Below are 16,023 nucleotides of genomic sequence, written 5' to 3'. Positions count from 1 at the left end.
AAAGAGTTGCCAAGTTTTTATGAGGTCAAAGCCTTCACCCGGTCATGCAACCACTCCAACGCGGGGTCATGCAAGCCCACTTCGGACAGATGCACGGCGGTGTTGAGCAAATACTCGGTATTTGGTCCGCGTCCGCCTACGGCGCGGGCAATGATCTGCGCTTGTTCTTCCAAGGGCAGGCCACCGCAATATTGCTCATGCGCCGCGTCGATCACATAGGTCACCGCCTCCACGTCGCGGCCATCGGTCAGATGCACGGTGAGGGTTTTCTCGACATAGGCCGAAGAGATCAGCTCACGCTCGCGCAGGTACTCCAGCGTCTGCGCCTCATGCCCCGCAGCCACCCGCATCGCCATGCCTTCGCAGGCCGAGCGGACGGATTCGTCGAGCGCCAGCACCAGCCCCGGCTGTTCGACCGTGCCCCGGTGATGGATCGAGCGCATGCAGAACGATCGGGCATAGCCCGGCAGCGTCGCGATCACGCTTTCCGCCACCTCGAAACCGGGGTTCCACAAGAGGCTGCCATAGCCAAATACCCACATTGTCATCCTGCTGGTCCTTTCTGCTGGCCTTCGGTAAACCGCATCTGAAGCACGATTTGAAGGGCTATCGAAATGCGGAAACTGGTTTGGCTGCTGATTGTGCTCGCGGTGCTCTGGGCTGCGTGGTGGGCTGCCGCCACGACGCAGATGCAAAGCACCCTGACCCGCCTGCTCGACACCCGCCGCGCGGCGGGTTGGGAGGTGACGCTCAAAGACATCGACAAAGCGGGCTTTCCCCTGTCCTTGCAAAACCGGCTGAGCGGGTTTGCCGTGGCAGACCCGGCCCGCGGTCTGGCATTTGAGGCCCCGCAGCTTGATCTCTCCGCCCCGGTCTGGTGGCCCGGTGATCTCTCGGCCCGCGCGCCTGTTGCGGCGGCCGACCTGCCCGCAGGCGCATTGCCCCTGACGCTGAAGATGCGCGACCTGCGCGCCGATCTGGAACTGCATCCCGGCACCTCGCTTCAGCTGGAGGCGATGGAGCTTCGCAGCACGCATCTTGAGGTCGACGGGCCCGACGGGCTGCTGCTGGAGGCCGAAGAGCCGCGGATGCGGATCGCGCAATCGGGCAGTGCGGCGCGGGATTATGACATCGCGCTGCTGCCCGGCGGCATCACCCCCGGCCCCTTGCTGCGCAAGGTTTTGGGCGATGGCGCGGGCCAGCCCGGCGGGCAGCCGATCCTCTCGGCGCGGATGGCCGTGACCTTTGCCCGCCCGCTGGACCGGCACAGCGCGATGGCAGGCACCCTGCCGCAGATCGACGCGCTGACGGTTGAGAATGTGGACGCCGCTTGGGGCGAGGTGGCTTTGGGCGCCGAGGGGGCGCTTACCTTTGACGCTGTGGGCATTCCCGATGGGGTGCTGAGCCTGCGGGTCACCAATTGGACCAAACTGCTGGACGCAGGCGAACGTGCGGGTTTTCTCCCGCCGTCGATGCGCGGGCAGGTCGACACCATGCTGCGGCTGTTGGAAGCGCGGGGCGGCACGCCGGGCGGATTGGACCTTGACCTGATCTTTACGGACGGTCAGATGATGCTGGCGGGGATCCCGCTTGGCCCCGCGCCGCGGTTGGTCCAGCCCTGACCGCCGCTTAGCGGCAGTAGCTGCCACTGCGATAGCGCGCCGTGTCAAAGTGAAAGTGGTCTTGGTGAAAGCGGTCCGCCTCTGGCCCCAGTACCGTGCCGAAGGGTCCGCAGGCGCCTCGGTGCATCCGTCGCAAAGCCGCGCTGCTGCGCCGCGCGCGCCAGCCCTTCAACAGGCTGATCGTGCTGCCGTCCGCCAGTTCAAACCCGGAAATGTCGATCGCGCGGCCCTTGCCATGTTCGGAGATCTTACCGCCCTTGCGGTTGTTCCGCGTCCGGCAGGCGTAATGCGCGGCGACCTTGAGCTCCTTTAGTCCGCCGCCCTGCCCCGCCAAAGCAGGCACAGCCGATTGCCGCACCCATGTGTTCAGCGCCTTGGCCGTGGTGCAATCCATCACCGCCGCGGTGCTGAGCCGGATGCCCGAGACCGAGCGTATCTTGACTGCATTATCAACCCCGCAACCGCTGATCCGGCCCGGCACCCGGCCCACCCGCGTGCCCTGTATCGCCAGATCGCCGCAGACTGCACCCTTGGCCAACATCCGCTGGCGTGCTCGAGCAGCCTGTTCGACCTTCGCGCTGCGCAGGGTGGGACGGAGCGATGCTTTCATTCCCTGCCCGCCCTCGGCGGCGGCACGGGCGGCGGGGTCACGTTCGGGCGGGGCGATCGCGCCGCCGGGGGCGACGCTGACCGGCAAGCTATCCCCCTGCTGACGCGCCACGGGGCGCTCAGAACTGTCCGGCCCCGCAGCCAAGGCGATTTGCCCCAGCATGATCAGCGGCAGGACAGCCCAGACCCTCATGCCTTGGGCGCGCCCCGGCCAAAATCGGGCGCGTCGGTATCCTGCCCCGCCTCGATAATGCCGCGCCGGATCGCGCGGGTACGGGTGAAATAGGCGTGCAGATGATCGCCGTCGCCGGTCCGAATGGCGCGTTGCAGGGCGAAAAGCTCCTCGGTGAAACGGCCAAGGATTTCCAGCGTCGCGTCCTTGTTGGTCAGAAAGACATCGCGCCACATTGTCGGGTCACTCGCCGCGATCCGGGTGAAGTCGCGGAAACCGGCGGCGGAATACTTGATCACCTCGCTGTCGGTCACCCGGCGCAGATCGTCGGCCACGCCCACCATCGTATAGGCGATGAGGTGCGGCGCGTGGGAGGTGACGGCCAGCACCAGATCGTGATGCTCGGCGTCCATTTCCTCGACATTGGCGCCCACCCCTTCCCAAAGCGCGCGCAGCCGCGCGATGGCGCCCTTATCGGTGCCTTCCACCGGGACCAGCAGGCACCAGCGGTTGTCGAAAAGTTCGGCAAAGCCGCTGCGCGGGCCGGAATGCTCGGTCCCCGCCAGCGGGTGGCCGGGGATAAAATGCACGCCATCGGGCAGATGCGGCCCCACCTGCGCGATCACGTCTGCCTTGACCGAGCCCACGTCCGTGACCGTGGCCCCGGGTGCCAGATGCGGCGCGATCTCGGCGGCCACGGCGCCCATAACGCCCACCGGCACGCAGAGCACCACCAGATCGGCGCCCGCGACGGCCTCGGCGGCGCTGTCGCAGACCCGGTCGGAAAGCCCGATTTCACGCGCCGTGGCGCGGGTCTCGTCGCTGCGGGCATAGCCGGTGACTTCGCCCGCCAGACCGCCGCGCTTCATCGCCCAGAAAAGCGAGGAGGCAATCAGCCCCAGCCCAATGAGGGCGACCCTGTCATAGACCTGCGCCATCAGTTGCCCCCTTTGAACTGCCGCACGGCATGGACGACGCGGCGGCAGGCGCTTTCATCGCCCACGGTGATGCGCAGACAGTTGGGCAGGTTGTAGCCCGCCACCCGGCGCACGATCAGCCCTTGGGTCTTGAGGTAGTCGTCACAAGCCTCGGCCTCGGCCTGATTGGCGAAGCGGGCCAGCACGAAATTGGCGAGCGAGACGTCCGAGGGCACGCCGATCTCGGCCAGCGCATCGGCCAGCCACGTGCGCCAGCGGGCGTTCTCGGCCCGGCAATGGTCGGTATAGGCGCGGTCGCGCATCGCCGCCTCGGCGGCGTTGAGCGCGGCCTGCGACAGGTTGAACGGCCCCCGCACCCGGTTCAGCACGTCGATCACATGGCCCGGCCCATAGCCCCAGCCGATGCGCAGCCCGCCCAAACCGTAGAGCTTGGAGAAAGTGCGCGTCATCACTACGTTGTCGCGCCGGTCGACCAGCGCGGCCCCGCCGTCGTAGCCCTCGACATATTCGGCATAGGCCCCGTCGAGCACCAAAAGCGCCTGCGGCGGCAGCCCTTCGGCCAGACGCTCGATCTCGGCCAGACCGATCATCGTGCCGGTGGGGTTGTTTGGGTTGGCGATGAACACGAGCCGCGTCGCCTCGGTGCAGGCGGCGAGGATGGCATCGACATCGGTCACCCGCTCACGCTCGGGGACTTCAACCGGCGTCGCACCTGCGGCGAGGGCGGAAATGCGGTACATGGCAAAGCCGTGCTCGGTATGCACCACCTCGGTCCCCGGTCCGGCATAGGCTTGGCAGAGGAAGGCGATGATCTCATCCGAACCGGCGCCGCAGATGATCCGCTCGGCATCGAGGCCCAGCACCTCGGCAATGGCGGCGCGCAGGGCGCTATGGTCGGAGGATGGGTAGCGATGCAGGTCATAGGCCGCACGACGATAGGCTTCGACGGCGGCGGGGCTGGGCCCCAGCGGGTTCTCATTCGAGCTGAGTTTGACCACATTCTCAAGGCCCGCGACATGCGCCGCACCCCCTTGATAAAGGTCAATCTCCATAATGCCCGGTTGCGGTGCGATCTGTGTCATCTCGCTCTCATCCTCACGCTACTGCCGCCCTTCTATCGGGGGTGTCGCGGTGATGCCAGAATCATTCTGCATCCGCGGCGCCAGCGGACAGGCTGTTGCCCTGCTGCCCGCCGCCCTGCGCAAAAAGAAAAGGCCGCGCGGTTTGCACCACGCGGCCTTTGGTATTCGACAGGCGAAGAAGCTTAGTTCTTCGCATAGAATTCCACGACGAGGTTCGGCTCCATGACAACCGGGTACGGCACGTCGCCGAGGCTCGGTGTGCGCACGAAAGTCGCGGTCATTTTGGAGTGGTCACACTCCAGGTAGTCCGGCACGTCACGCTCGGGCAGTTGCACGGCTTCCAGAACCGAAGTCAGCTGCTTGGAACGGTCACGCACTTCGATGACGTCACCCTCTTTCACACGGTAGGAGGGGATGTTGACCTTGCGGCCGTTCACTTTGACGTGGCCGTGGTTCACGAACTGGCGTGCAGCGAAAACGGTCGGCACGAACTTGGCGCGGTAGACGACGGCGTCCAGACGGCGCTCCAGCAGGCCGATCAGGTTCTCACCGGTGTCGCCCTTGACGCGCTCGGCTTCGCCGTAAATGCGACGGAACTGCTTCTCGGTCAGGTCGCCATAGTAGCCCTTAAGCTTCTGCTTGGCACGCAGCTGGATGCCGAAGTCCGACATTTTGCCCTTGCGGCGCTGGCCGTGCTGGCCGGGGCCGTATTCACGACGGTTCACCGGGGACTTCGGACGACCCCAGATGTTTTCGCCCATACGGCGGTCTAGCTTGTGCTTGGCAGCTGTGCGTTTTGTCACGGCTGATCTCCTTTATAAGGCCCCGAGGGGCGGTAAAGGGCGTTGTCCTTTGGCCGAAGCCCGACAGGCTTCCCCTTGCGGGGTCCACCAACACCAATGAAGGAGCGCTTATACGGCGCCATGGCAGGGAGTCAACGGGGGACTTTCAGCAAATTTGATACGTCCCGCCGCTACCGCGCCATGGCGGCGCAGGGTGCGTGGCGGTGGCAGGTCAGGATATGATCGTTGACCAACCCGCAGGCCTCCATCCAGGCATAGGTGATCGTCGGCCCGCAGAACTTGAAACCGGCTTTCTTCAGGTCTTTGCTCACCTGCTCGGACAAGGCCGTCTTCGGCGGCACCTCGGCCTGTGTGGCAAAGCGGTTTTGCAGCGGTTTGCCATCGACATAGCGCCACATGAAGGCGTCGAACCCCTCGCGCGCCTCCACCTCCTGCCATGCGCGCGCGTTGGTGATGGCGGCCTCGATCTTGCCCCTGTGGCGGATGATGCCCGGATCACCCAGCAGGCGCAGCACATCCGCCTCGCCCCATTCGGCGATCTGATGCGGGTCGAACCCGGCAAAGGCCGCACGGAAATTATCGCGCTTTTTAAGGATCGTGATCCAGCTTAGCCCCGCCTGAAACCCGTCAAGGATCAGCTTTTCCCAAAGCGCGCGGCTGTCGTATTCGGGCACGCCCCATTCGGTGTCATGGTAGGCTTGGTAAATCGGGTCATCCCCGGCCCAGTCACAGCGCTGCATCTTCGGCTCTCCTCCGCGCGATCCACCGCGGAAATCGCCGCTGATTAAGACCGTATTATCACCTTTGCGCCCATACCAATCGCAGGACAGCAAGAGAGTACCGCCGTGCCCCGTCGATTCCAACGCCCTTTCGCCGACGTTCCCCCCGGTGGGGACAGCCCGCTGAACCATGCGGTGATGCAGCGCGATGCCGCGACGCTTGAAATGGTGCGCGAGGCCGTGGCCCATCGCCAAACGCTGCTGGCGTTCCAGCCCGTCATGCTGGCCAGCGATCCGACAAATGTCGCCTTTCACGAGGGGCTGATCCGCCTGCTTGATCCTACGGGTCGCGTGATTCCGGCCAAGGATTTCATGCCCGCGATCGAAGACACGGATACCGGGCGGCAGGTGGATGTTCTGGCCCTAAGTCTCGGGCTGAACGCGCTGCACCACCATCCCGGGCTTCGACTGTCGATCAATATGTCCGCCCGCTCCATCGGGTATCAGGAATGGACCCGCGTCTTGCGCCACTGGCTGGCCCGCGATGCCACCTTGGGCGAGCGGCTGATCCTTGAGATCACGGAAAGCTCGGCCATGATGGTGCCGGAACTTGTGACGAGCTTCATGAACCAGTTGCAGCCCCACGGCATCTGCTTTGCCATGGATGATTTCGGGGCGGGGCAAACGGCGATCCGCTATTTCAAGGATTTCTACTTTGATGTCCTGAAGCTTGACGGGCAGTTCATTCGGGGCATCGCCACCAACCCCGACAACCGCGCCCTGACCGCCGCACTGATGTCCATCGCCACGCATTTCGACATGCTGACCGTGGCCGAATGCGTCGAGAACGCCGCCGATGCGGCGGTGCTGACCGAGATGGGCGTCGATTGCCTGCAAGGCTACCACTTCGCCGCGCCAACCACCCGGCCCCCATGGCTGAATTTCGACCGGGTGCGGGCTACCGGCTAGGCCCGCGCGGGCAGGCCGCCGGGGCTGCGGCGGCGGGCTGCCTGCTCAGTTGCCGCATTGCAGCGCATCCGCTATCACTACCTCAGAGGGACGGGAGCGCCCACGCCCGACGATGGCGCGTGTCGGTGTGCCCCCGCCCAACAAGGTAGAGGAAAGTCACATCATGACCAATGTCGTCATCGCATCCGCCGCCCGGACCGCCGTGGGCAGTTTCGGCGGAGCGTTCGCCAATACGCCCGCCCATGACCTTGGTGCCGCCGTTCTGAAAGAACTGGTGGCCCGCGCCGGGGTGGACCCGTCCGAAGTCTCCGAGACCATTCTGGGGCAGGTGCTGACCGCCGCCCAAGGTCAGAACCCGGCGCGTCAGGCGCATATCAACGCAGGGCTGCCGAAAGAGAGCGCGGCTTGGGGCATCAATCAGGTCTGCGGCTCGGGCCTGCGCGCCGTGGCGCTGGCGGCCCAGCATATCCAACTGGGTGATGCGAATATCGTGGCCGCTGGCGGGCAAGAGAACATGACTCTCAGCCCCCATGCGCAGAACCTCCGCGCGGGGCAGAAGATGGGCGATTTGCAATTCATCGACACGATGATCCGCGACGGTCTGTGGGATGCCTTCAACGGCTACCACATGGGCCAAACCGCCGAGAACGTGGCCGAGAAATGGCAGATCAGCCGCGACCAGCAGGACGAATTCGCCGTCGCCTCGCAGAACAAGGCCGAAGCCGCGCAGAAGGCTGGCAAGTTCGCCGATGAGATCGTTCCCTTCACCATCAAGACCCGCAAGGGCGAGACGGTCGTCGATCAGGACGAATACATCCGCCACGGCGCCAATATCGAAGCGATGCAGAAGCTGCGCCCGGCCTTCACCAAAGACGGCTCCGTCACCGCGGCCAATGCCTCGGGCATCAACGACGGTGCGGCGGGTGCGCTGCTGATGAGCGCGGATGAGGCCGAAAAGCGCGGCATTCAGCCGCTGGCGCGGATCGCCTCCTATGCCACTGCCGGTCTCGACCCGTCGATCATGGGCGTCGGCCCCGTCTATGCATCGCGCAAGGCGCTGGAGAAAGCCGGTTGGTCGCCCGAAGACCTCGATTTGGTGGAAGCCAACGAAGCCTTCGCCGCACAGGCCTGCGCCGTGAATAAGGAAATGGGCTGGGATCCGGAAATCGTGAACGTCAACGGCGGCGCCATCGCCATCGGCCACCCCATTGGTGCCTCGGGCGCGCGGGTGCTCAACACTCTTCTGTTCGAAATGCAGCGCCGTGACGCCAAGAAAGGTTTGGCGACGCTGTGTATCGGCGGCGGTATGGGTGTTGCCATGTGCCTAGAGCGCCCCTAAGACTAAATCGGCGCGCAACTTTCTTGCGCGCCGAAACATGCATTTGCAAGAACATTACCTTGAGGGAGGGATTACATGTCACGCATCGCTTTGGTCACCGGGGGAAGTCGCGGGATTGGCGCGGCCATTTCGACCACGCTGAAGGACAAAGGCTATACCGTCGCCGCCACCTATGCCGGCAATGACGAAGCCGCCGCGAAATTCACCGAAGAGACCGGCATCAAGACCTATAAATGGAACGTGGCAGATTACGACGCCTCCAAAGCGGGGATCGAACAGGTCGAAGCCGAGCTTGGCCCCATCGAGGTGGTGGTCGCCAATGCGGGCATCACCCGCGACGCGCCCTTTCACAAGATGACCCCCGACCAGTGGAATGAAGTCATCGCCACCAATCTGACCGGCGTCTTCAACACGATCCACCCGGTCTGGCCCGGCATGCGCGAACGCAAATTCGGGCGCGTTGTCGTGATCTCTTCGATCAACGGGCAAAAGGGGCAATTCGCGCAGGTGAACTATGCCGCGACCAAGGCGGGCGATCTGGGCATCGTGAAGTCATTGGCCCAAGAAGGCGCGCGCGCGGGCATCACCGCCAATGCCATCTGCCCCGGCTATATCGCGACCGATATGGTCATGGCGGTGCCCGAAAAAGTCCGTGAAAGCATCATCGCGCAGATCCCCGCCGGGCGGCTGGGAGAGCCAGAAGAAATCGCCCGCGCGGTGGCCTTCCTCGTCTCCGACGATGCGGGTTTCATCAATGGCTCGACCATCTCGGCCAATGGGGCGCAATTCGTCGTCTGACGGGCCGATGTTCTGGAAATTTAATGGGCCAGTCTTTTCCAAAGACTGGCCTTTTTAATGGGAAAACAGAACCCGACTGCGTCCTTTACTAGCCATCCAGTCTGCCGCCCCGCCAAAGCGGAACGACAGCGATCAAAAACGCCGCATTGCGCGGCAAGGGTCAGCTCGACAGGCGGCTAATCTCCTCTTTCAAACGCAGTTTTTCCTTTTTCATGGAAGCCACTTTCAAATCGTCCATACCGGGGGCGCGTTGCGCGGTTTCCACCGCCTCACTCATCGCCTGATGCTTGCGCTTCAGGGTGTCCAGATGTGCGTTCAAAGCCATACAATCCTCCATGATTGGTGTGTGGAATTTCAGTGGACCACAGTGCGACCCACAAGTCACGCGGCACCGCAGCATAGGGGTGAAGTTGGTAAAGAAACGCTTAAGAAGTAGGATAGACCAGCGGCGCCCCCCGGCGCAGCACCGCTTCGATTTCCGGCACATAGCTATCGCCATCCCCCTCATGCCGCGCGCCACGGTGCATGACAAAGCTGGGATAGAGCCGAAAAGCACCGCGTCCGTTCTTGCGCGCACGCAAGAGAATCAACTCCGGCATCCTTCCCGCGCGCGAGGCGAGCGGCAGCACCTCGACCGATCCCATCTCATGCGGCAGCGCCGCCAAAATCTCGGGCAGACGTTCGGCGCGATGGATAAAATGCGCCTGCCCCTTGGGCTTTAGCCGCCGCGCGGCGGTGCGGACCCATTGTCGCAGGGGTGTCGCCTCGCCCAACGCGGTCTCCCGCCCCGGATCGCGGGACTGGACCGAGGCGGCCCGGTCGAAATAGGGCGGATTGGCAAGAACGTGGTCAAATTGTCGCTGGCGCAGATGCAGGGGCATCTCGGTCAGATCGGCCTCCACCACCTCCAGCGCCGCGCCGCCATTGCGCCGCGCCAGTTCGGCATAGGCGGGTTGCAGTTCACAGCCCGTCAGCGTCAGCCCCGGCACCCGCGCCCCCAGACAAAGCACCGCCGCACCGGCCCCGCAGCCAAGCTCCAACACGCTTTGCCCTGCCTTGGCCTCGATGCTCGCGGCCAGCAAAACCGGGTCCACCCCGGCACGATAGCCCCGACCCCGGCGCGGCTGCCAGAGGTGCAGCTTGCCGCCGAGAAAAGCGTCGCAGGTCAGGTCGTCTTCGGTGAAACGGGTCACAGCCCCAGCGGAATATCATTGTCGCGCATCACCCGCAGGGCGGCGTCATGGTCATCAGGATGCACCATCAGGCGGCGCGGGAAAATCCCAATGCCCCCTTCGAGCACGCTCATGTTTACGTCCATTTCAAAGCAGTCTATATCCTCCCCCCTGAGAAGGGCGGTGGCAAAGGCGATGATGGTCATGTCGGTGCTGCGCAAAAGTTCCTTCATATCAAAGATGTAGAGCCGGATCACCGGCATGTCGAGCGGGACGCGGGAAATGATGATGAAAAGTGATGCAACGGGCAAACCGCACGACCGCATGGCGGCCTATCTAAGCGATGATATGGCGGCGGTCAGCGCCCTGATCCGCGAGCGGATGGCGTCGAAACACGCGCCCCGCATCCCCGAGGTCACCGCCCATCTGGTCGAGGCGGGCGGCAAGCGCCTGCGCCCGATGCTGACGCTGGCCGCGGCCCGGATGTGCGGCTATGACGGGCCCTATCACGTCCATCTGGCCGCCACGGTTGAGTTCATTCACACCGCGACCCTGCTGCACGACGATGTGGTGGACGAAAGCGCGCAGCGGCGAGGGCGGCCTACGGCGAACCTCTTGTGGGATAACCAGTCGTCGGTGCTGGTGGGGGATTACCTCTTTGCCCGCAGCTTTCAGTTGATGACCGAGCCGGGCTCGATGCCGGTGATGCGCATCCTGTCGAACGCCGCCGCGACCATCGCGGAGGGCGAGGTGCTGCAACTGACCGCGGCGCAGAATCTGGCCACGGATGAACAGGTCTATCTGCAAGTCGTGCGCGGCAAGACGGCGGCGCTCTTCTCAGCCGCGACTGAGGTGGGCGGCGTGATCGCCGATGCGCCGGAGGATCAGGTCACGGCGCTCTATGACTATGGTGACGCCCTTGGCATCGCCTTCCAGATCGTCGACGATCTGCTGGATTATCAGGGCGACACAGGGGCCACGGGCAAGAACGTCGGCGACGATTTCCGCGAGCGCAAGCTGACCCTGCCGGTGATCAAAGCCGTGGCCAAGGCCGACGAGGATGAGCGCGCCTTTTGGACCCGCACCATTGAGAAGGGCAAACAGGAAGAGGGCGACCTCGACCATGCGCTGATGCTTCTGGACAAACACGACACGCTGACCGCGACGCAGCGCGATGCCTGTGACTGGGCGGAGAAGGCCAAAGCGGCGCTTGCCCCCCTGCCCGACCATGAGTTGAAAGACATGCTGATCGATCTGGCCGACTACGTCGTCAGCCGGATCAGCTAAGCGGCCAAGATCGGCGCGGCGGCGACCCACCATCGCGGCGCCGCGATGGCGATGCGATGGGCCGCGGCCTCGGCCTGCGCCACCGTGGCGTAGAGGCCGAAACAGGTCGCGCCCGAGCCGGACATCCGCGCCAGCGCCGCATCGCTCAACGCCTCCAGACAGCCCCCGATGACCGGCTCCCGCGCGATGGCGGGCGCGGCAAGGTCGTTGCGCTGTGCGTCCAGAAAATCGATGAAGTCGGAAAAGCCCGCGAAGCTCGGGATCACCGCCGGCATCGGCGGCTGGTTCTTGTCGCTGAGCGCCGAGAAGACAGCAGGCGTCGGCACATCGACGCCGGGGTTCACCAGCACCATATGGCAAGGCGGCAGCGCGGAAAGCGGCGTGAGGACCTCCCCCACCCCCTGCATCCGCTGCGGGCCGCGGGTCAGGCAGACCGGCACATCCGCCCCGAGCTGCGCGGTGTCTATGGGCAGCGGAACGCCCCAATGCGCCGCAAGCAGCTCCAAGGCCGCCGCCGCATCGGCAGAGCCGCCCCCGATCCCCGCCGCAGCGGGCAGGTGTTTCTCAAGATGCAGTGCGGCGCCACGGCCCGCGCCTGCGTCCAGCATCTCTGCCGCGCGCAGGACAAGGTTGCGCGCATCGGTCGGCACCCCTTCGGCCCGCGGGCCGCCGACCGTCAGGGTCAGATCATTCGCGGCGGCCACATCCAGCCGATCGCCCACACCGGCCCGCACCACCAGCGAATCCAGCAGGTGATAGCCGTCGGCCCGCTGGCCGGTGCAATGCAGGGTCAGGTTCACCTTGGCCCAAGCCATCCGCGACGCCGCAGCGCCGGGGTCGGCGGGCGCCCCATCCTTTGAAAGGCTCATTCGTCCGCAGCAACCTTGAGCGGGGCCGCGCCCTCTTCGGCCAGCACGGCATCGAGCCCCACTTCCAGCTTGCGGCGCATCCGCTCGGGGTCGGCCTCCGAATCCGCATCCGTCAGGTCAACGAAAGAGAGCGCCCGGCGCCACTGGAATTCGGCCTCGCGCTTGCGGCCCACGGCCCAGTAAACATCCCCGAGGTGATCGTTTACCACCGGATCGACCGGCTCCAACTCGACCGCGCGCTCCATCTGCTCAACCGCTTCTTCGTAGCGGTCCAGCCGGTAGAAGACCCAGCCCAGCGAATCGACGATATAGCCGCTGTCGGGGCTGGCCGCGACGGCGCGTTCGATCATCTCCAGCGCCTCGTCCAAGTTGCGCTGCTGTTCGACCAGCGAGTAGCCGAGGTAGTTCAGCACCTGCGGCTGTTCGGGGTTCAACTCAAGCGCGGCGCGGAAATCGGCTTCGGAGCCTTCCCAATCGCCGCTGCGTTCCTTGGCGATGGCGCGGGCGTAGAACAGCACCCAGCGGGCGCGGGCGCCCTCGGGCGTGCGCTCCAGCGCCGCGTCGTAGGAGGCGATGGCCGCCTCATAGTCCTCTTCGGCCCGCAGCATGTCGCCTAGCGTCGAATGCACCACGGCCAGATCACCATGGCTGCGCGCGAGTTGTTCCAGCACTTCGATGGCCTGCGCGGTCTTGCCCGAGCGGCGCAGCGCATCGGCGCGGCCCAGTTCGGCGGCGTGATAGGCCGGGCTGTCGGCAGGCAGGGACTTATATTCGGCAATCGCCAGATCATGCTCGCCAAGGTTCTCCAACAGGCTTGCCGTCAGCAAAAGCGCATCGACATGATCGGGGCGCAGATAACGCGCGATGCGCGAATAGAGCAAAACGTAATAGTCCCCCGCCGCCTCATTGCGCAGCACGGCGGCGAAGGTGAAAAACACCTCGGCCATGCCCGCTTGGGCGTCGGGCATATGGCTGAAGGGCGCGGGCGCTTCCTGCTGCAAACCTTCGATGAGCCGCGCGATTTCGGGGTCGCTATCCGCGCCAAAACCGTCCGATAGCACGGCCAGCGCATCCTCGCTGCGTCCCAATTGGCCAAGAATCTCGGCATGGGCCATCACGCCGCGCCGGGTCTGACCTGCGGCCCCTGCCTCACCACTGGCAAAGAGCGCCTCCGCCCCTTCGAAGTCGCCGACGCTCGCCAGCGCGAGGGCCTTGTGATACATCACGAAGCCCTGCATTCCGGCCTCTTCGCTCAGGCTGTCGAAAGCCTTTATCGCGGCGGTGACATCGCCCGCCCCCATATGCGCCCATGCCTGCACCAGCCCGCCGACCCAAGGGCCGATGGCCGAAGTATCGCGTTCAAGCAGGGCCTTGTAATCGCCCTCTTTCGCCAAGGCGGCCACAAGGGTCATCTCGGCCACCTGGCTCTTGGTGCCGAGGGTGATCATATTGCGTGCCAGCGGCAGCGCCTTGTCCACCCGCCCGAGCGAGAGATAGGACAGCACCGCGCTTTCCATCAGTTCGATGTTCTTCGGGTCCCGCGCCAGCGCCTCGGTGTAGTACCGCGCGGCCTCGGGATAGTCGCTGTTCACGGCGGCATGACGCCCCGCCAGATAGGGGCCTGCGACCGATTGCGCCATCAGCGGCGCCGACAGGCCGATGCAAAGCGCCGCAACGCTGGTGAAACCTAGGACATTCCGAAACATGCAAACCGCCTCATATCGCTTTGCACGCAGGCTATCATCTTCGTGCCGGGGCGCAATGGCGGGGCGGTGATGTCGCCCGTGGCCGACAGGTTTTCGCCGAAAAGACGAAAAAGACCGACACGCCTGCGCGTGCCGGTCCTTTCATTGCGCCTTTGGCGATGGCTCACATATTCGGGTAGTTCGGCCCGTCGCCGCCCTGCGGGGTGGTCCAGACAATGTTCTGTGTCGGGTCCTTGATGTCGCAGGTCTTGCAATGCACGCAGTTCTGGAAGTTGATCTGGAACCGCGTCTCGCCGGTTTTGTCATCCTCGACAAACTCGTAAACCCCCGCCGGGCAATAGCGGGCCGAGGGGCCCGCGTATTTCGGCAGGTTCACCTCGACCGGAATGTTCGGGTCTTTCAGCTTGAGATGCGCAGGCTGGCTTTCCTCGTGATTGGTAAAGGAGAAGGCCACGTTGGTCAGACGGTCAAAGCTGAGTTTGCCATCGGGTTTGGGGTAGTCGACCTTCTTGTGCTTATCCGCAGGCTCGGTCGCCTCGGCGTCGGACTTGCCATGGCTCAGCGTGCCCAAGAGCGAGAAGCCGAGCGTGTTGGTCCACATGTCAAAGCCACCAAGCGCCAGCGACGCGGTGAGCCCGTATTTCGACCACAGCGGTTTCACGTTGCGCACCTTCTTAAGGTCCGTCGCGATCGGCCCTTCACGAACATCGGTCTCATATTCGGTCAGCTCATCACCGCCACGGCCCGCTTGGATCGCGGCATAGGCCGCCTCGGCCGCTGCCTTGCCCGAGAGCATGGCGTTGTGGTTGCCCTTGATGCGCGGCACGTTGACCATGCCCACCGAACAGCCCAACAGCGCCACGCCGGGGGCCACCATCTTGGGCATCGACTGATAGCCGCCCTCGGTGATCGCCCGCGCGCCATAGGCCACGCGTTTGCCGCCCTTGAGCAGTTCGGCCACCATCGGGTGATGCTTGAACCGCTGGAATTCCATGTATGGGAAAACATGCGGGTTCTTGTAGCCGAGGTGAACAACGAAGCCGACGTAAACCTGATTGTTCTCAAGGTGATAGATGAACGACCCGCCGCCCGCATTGCTGTTGAGCGGCCAGCCCATTGTATGGGTCACGGTGCCTTCTTTGTGCTTGACGGGGTCGATCTCCCAGATCTCTTTCATGCCAAGACCGTATTTCTGCGGCTCTTTGCCCTCATCCAGCCCGTATTTCGCGATGACCTGCTTGCTGAGGCTGCCGCGCACGCCTTCGGAGAGGAAGACATATTTGCCATGCAGCTCCATCCCCGGCTCATAGCTCGGCCCGGGGGTGCCATCGGCATTTTTGCCCATCTCACCGGCGACAACGCCTTTGACTTCGCCGTTCTCGCCAAAGACGAGTTCGGAGCAAGCCATGCCGGGGAAGACTTCGACGCCCAGTTCCTCGGCCTGTTCGGCCATCCAACGGCAGACATTGCCCATGGAAACGATGTAATTACCGTGGTTTTTCATCAGCGGCGGCATGGGGAATTCCGGAACACGCAGCTTGCCCGCCTCGCCCAGCAAATAGAAGTTATCTTCCTTCACCGGCACATTCAGCGGCGCGCCTTTTTCCTTCCAATCCGGGATCAGCGCATCCAGCCCGCAGGGGTCGAGCACCGCGCCCGACAGGATATGCGCGCCCACTTCCGAGCCCTTTTCCAGCACCACAACATTGCAATCGGCGTCCAACTGCTTGAGCCGGATCGCAGCCGACAGGCCAGCAGGCCCGGCGCCGACGATCACAACGTCATATTCCATCGCTTCGCGTTCAATCTCGGCCATTTTGGTGCTCCCTCACGGCAAATTCGGTTTGGATTTGGCTAAACCACCGCCGCGCGCAATGCAATCGCGACCCTGCGTTTATTGCGCAAAACGTGGGCTCCACGACATAACATGACGCGAGA

The 16,023-nt window shown here is 64.3% G+C and carries 17 protein-coding genes; 5 read left to right on the top strand and 12 right to left on the bottom strand.

The features are described from left to right. Nucleotides 1-17: 17 nt before the first annotated feature. A complete protein-coding gene (locus ACGYLA_RS11190; RefSeq protein WP_394432449.1) occupies nucleotides 18-548 on the bottom strand; it encodes a gamma-glutamylcyclotransferase in 531 nt (176 codons plus the stop codon). Nucleotides 549-614: 66 nt separating this feature from the next. On the opposite strand from ACGYLA_RS11190, the gene ACGYLA_RS11185 reads away from it, so the two are divergent. Beyond that, nucleotides 615-1,622 (top strand): DUF2125 domain-containing protein, encoded by a 1,008-nt coding sequence (locus ACGYLA_RS11185; RefSeq protein ID WP_394432447.1) that lies wholly within the window; start codon nucleotides 615-617, stop codon nucleotides 1,620-1,622. 7 nt (nucleotides 1,623-1,629) lie between these two features. Here ACGYLA_RS11185 and ACGYLA_RS11180 read toward each other — a convergent pair whose 3' ends face one another. The 5 genes from ACGYLA_RS11180 to ACGYLA_RS11160 form a co-directional block, all read right to left on the bottom strand. Next, nucleotides 1,630-2,424, bottom strand: coding sequence for an extensin family protein (locus ACGYLA_RS11180; RefSeq protein ID WP_394432445.1), 795 nt, complete (start codon nucleotides 2,422-2,424; stop codon nucleotides 1,630-1,632). Continuing rightward, nucleotides 2,421-3,341: a prephenate/arogenate dehydrogenase family protein gene (locus tag ACGYLA_RS11175; protein ID WP_394432443.1), complete on the bottom strand. Its 921-nt coding sequence runs from the start codon at nucleotides 3,339-3,341 to the stop codon at nucleotides 2,421-2,423. The genes ACGYLA_RS11180 and ACGYLA_RS11175 overlap by 4 nt, the downstream gene beginning before the upstream one ends. Further along, complete coding sequence (gene hisC / locus ACGYLA_RS11170) at nucleotides 3,341-4,423, bottom strand: histidinol-phosphate transaminase (protein WP_394432441.1); 1,083 nt, start codon at nucleotides 4,421-4,423, stop codon at nucleotides 3,341-3,343. Before hisC ends, ACGYLA_RS11175 begins: the two co-directional genes overlap by 1 nt. Nucleotides 4,424-4,605: 182 nt before the next feature. Then, on the bottom strand, nucleotides 4,606-5,226 hold the full coding sequence (gene rpsD / locus ACGYLA_RS11165; protein ID WP_271693051.1) for a 30S ribosomal protein S4: 621 nt from the start codon (nucleotides 5,224-5,226) through the stop codon (nucleotides 4,606-4,608). 170 nt (nucleotides 5,227-5,396) lie between these two features. After that, nucleotides 5,397-5,966, bottom strand: a complete 570-nt coding sequence (locus tag ACGYLA_RS11160; RefSeq protein WP_394410497.1) for a DNA-3-methyladenine glycosylase I — start codon at nucleotides 5,964-5,966, stop codon at nucleotides 5,397-5,399. A 105-nt stretch (nucleotides 5,967-6,071) separates the two neighbouring features. On the opposite strand from ACGYLA_RS11160, the gene ACGYLA_RS11155 reads away from it, so the two are divergent. From ACGYLA_RS11155 to phbB, 3 genes are all read left to right on the top strand, one after another. Continuing rightward, nucleotides 6,072-6,914: an EAL domain-containing protein gene (locus tag ACGYLA_RS11155; RefSeq protein ID WP_394432439.1), complete on the top strand. Its 843-nt coding sequence runs from the start codon at nucleotides 6,072-6,074 to the stop codon at nucleotides 6,912-6,914. 163 nt (nucleotides 6,915-7,077) lie between these two features. Next, nucleotides 7,078-8,253: an acetyl-CoA C-acetyltransferase gene (locus tag ACGYLA_RS11150; RefSeq protein WP_209218288.1), complete on the top strand. Its 1,176-nt coding sequence runs from the start codon at nucleotides 7,078-7,080 to the stop codon at nucleotides 8,251-8,253. Nucleotides 8,254-8,328: 75 nt separating this feature from the next. Next, nucleotides 8,329-9,051, top strand: coding sequence for an acetoacetyl-CoA reductase (phbB, locus tag ACGYLA_RS11145; protein WP_209218289.1), 723 nt, complete (start codon nucleotides 8,329-8,331; stop codon nucleotides 9,049-9,051). Between the two features lie 160 nt (nucleotides 9,052-9,211). Here the strand turns inward: phbB and ACGYLA_RS11140 are convergent, their stop codons facing one another. The 3 genes from ACGYLA_RS11140 to ACGYLA_RS11130 form a co-directional block, all read right to left on the bottom strand. Further along, nucleotides 9,212-9,376: a YdcH family protein gene (locus tag ACGYLA_RS11140; RefSeq protein WP_082852182.1), complete on the bottom strand. Its 165-nt coding sequence runs from the start codon at nucleotides 9,374-9,376 to the stop codon at nucleotides 9,212-9,214. A 100-nt stretch (nucleotides 9,377-9,476) separates the two neighbouring features. Further along, entirely contained in the window at nucleotides 9,477-10,244 is a 768-nt protein-coding gene (locus ACGYLA_RS11135; RefSeq protein WP_394432437.1) for a tRNA1(Val) (adenine(37)-N6)-methyltransferase, read from the bottom strand. Then, nucleotides 10,241-10,456 (bottom strand): DUF2007 domain-containing protein, encoded by a 216-nt coding sequence (locus ACGYLA_RS11130; RefSeq protein WP_394410805.1) that lies wholly within the window; start codon nucleotides 10,454-10,456, stop codon nucleotides 10,241-10,243. The genes ACGYLA_RS11135 and ACGYLA_RS11130 overlap by 4 nt, the downstream gene beginning before the upstream one ends. Before the next feature lie 55 nt (nucleotides 10,457-10,511). Here ACGYLA_RS11130 and ACGYLA_RS11125 point away from each other — a divergent pair, with 55 nt between their 5' ends. After that, on the top strand, nucleotides 10,512-11,510 hold the full coding sequence (locus ACGYLA_RS11125; RefSeq protein ID WP_394432435.1) for a polyprenyl synthetase family protein: 999 nt from the start codon (nucleotides 10,512-10,514) through the stop codon (nucleotides 11,508-11,510). Here the strand turns inward: ACGYLA_RS11125 and ACGYLA_RS11120 are convergent. The 3 genes from ACGYLA_RS11120 to ACGYLA_RS11110 all read right to left on the bottom strand — a co-directional run bounded on the left by ACGYLA_RS11120 (nucleotide 11,507) and on the right by ACGYLA_RS11110 (nucleotide 15,901). Then, nucleotides 11,507-12,325, bottom strand: a complete 819-nt coding sequence (locus ACGYLA_RS11120) for a 4-(cytidine 5'-diphospho)-2-C-methyl-D-erythritol kinase (RefSeq protein WP_394432506.1) — start codon at nucleotides 12,323-12,325, stop codon at nucleotides 11,507-11,509. The genes ACGYLA_RS11125 and ACGYLA_RS11120 overlap by 4 nt on opposite strands. 50 nt (nucleotides 12,326-12,375) lie before the next feature. After that, on the bottom strand, nucleotides 12,376-14,085 hold the full coding sequence (locus ACGYLA_RS11115; RefSeq protein WP_394432433.1) for a tetratricopeptide repeat protein: 1,710 nt from the start codon (nucleotides 14,083-14,085) through the stop codon (nucleotides 12,376-12,378). Between the two features lie 163 nt (nucleotides 14,086-14,248). Next, on the bottom strand, nucleotides 14,249-15,901 hold the full coding sequence (locus tag ACGYLA_RS11110; protein WP_394432431.1) for a 4Fe-4S dicluster domain-containing protein: 1,653 nt from the start codon (nucleotides 15,899-15,901) through the stop codon (nucleotides 14,249-14,251). Nucleotides 15,902-16,023 lie beyond the last annotated feature (122 nt).

The sequence above is a fragment of the Sulfitobacter sp. 1A13679 genome, assembly GCF_043557115.1.
Classification (GTDB): domain Bacteria; phylum Pseudomonadota; class Alphaproteobacteria; order Rhodobacterales; family Rhodobacteraceae; genus Sulfitobacter; species Sulfitobacter faviae.
Note: the sequence above shows the minus strand (reverse complement) of the source record. Positions and strands in the feature narration are given on the sequence as shown.

Bases quoted from the DNA above. Each gene is read 5' to 3' on its own strand.
- ACGYLA_RS11120 (WP_394432506.1), bottom strand. From the start codon at position 12,325: ATGGCTTGGGCCAAGGTGAACCTGACCCTGCATTGCACCGGCCAGCGG.
- ACGYLA_RS11125 (WP_394432435.1), top strand. From the start codon at position 10,512: ATGAAAAGTGATGCAACGGGCAAACCGCACGACCGCATGGCGGCCTAT.
- ACGYLA_RS11160 (WP_394410497.1), bottom strand. From the start codon at position 5,966: ATGCAGCGCTGTGACTGGGCCGGGGATGACCCGATTTACCAAGCCTAC.
- ACGYLA_RS11175 (WP_394432443.1), bottom strand. From the start codon at position 3,341: ATGGCGCAGGTCTATGACAGGGTCGCCCTCATTGGGCTGGGGCTGATT.
- ACGYLA_RS11185 (WP_394432447.1), top strand. From the start codon at position 615: ATGCGGAAACTGGTTTGGCTGCTGATTGTGCTCGCGGTGCTCTGGGCT.
- ACGYLA_RS11190 (WP_394432449.1), bottom strand. From the start codon at position 548: ATGACAATGTGGGTATTTGGCTATGGCAGCCTCTTGTGGAACCCCGGT.
- ACGYLA_RS11180 (WP_394432445.1), bottom strand. From the start codon at position 2,424: ATGAGGGTCTGGGCTGTCCTGCCGCTGATCATGCTGGGGCAAATCGCC.
- phbB (WP_209218289.1), top strand. From the start codon at position 8,329: ATGTCACGCATCGCTTTGGTCACCGGGGGAAGTCGCGGGATTGGCGCG.
- ACGYLA_RS11140 (WP_082852182.1), bottom strand. From the start codon at position 9,376: ATGGCTTTGAACGCACATCTGGACACCCTGAAGCGCAAGCATCAGGCG.
- ACGYLA_RS11110 (WP_394432431.1), bottom strand. From the start codon at position 15,901: ATGGCCGAGATTGAACGCGAAGCGATGGAATATGACGTTGTGATCGTC.
- ACGYLA_RS11130 (WP_394410805.1), bottom strand. From the start codon at position 10,456: ATGAAGGAACTTTTGCGCAGCACCGACATGACCATCATCGCCTTTGCC.
- ACGYLA_RS11115 (WP_394432433.1), bottom strand. From the start codon at position 14,085: ATGTTTCGGAATGTCCTAGGTTTCACCAGCGTTGCGGCGCTTTGCATC.
- ACGYLA_RS11150 (WP_209218288.1), top strand. From the start codon at position 7,078: ATGACCAATGTCGTCATCGCATCCGCCGCCCGGACCGCCGTGGGCAGT.
- hisC (WP_394432441.1), bottom strand. From the start codon at position 4,423: ATGACACAGATCGCACCGCAACCGGGCATTATGGAGATTGACCTTTAT.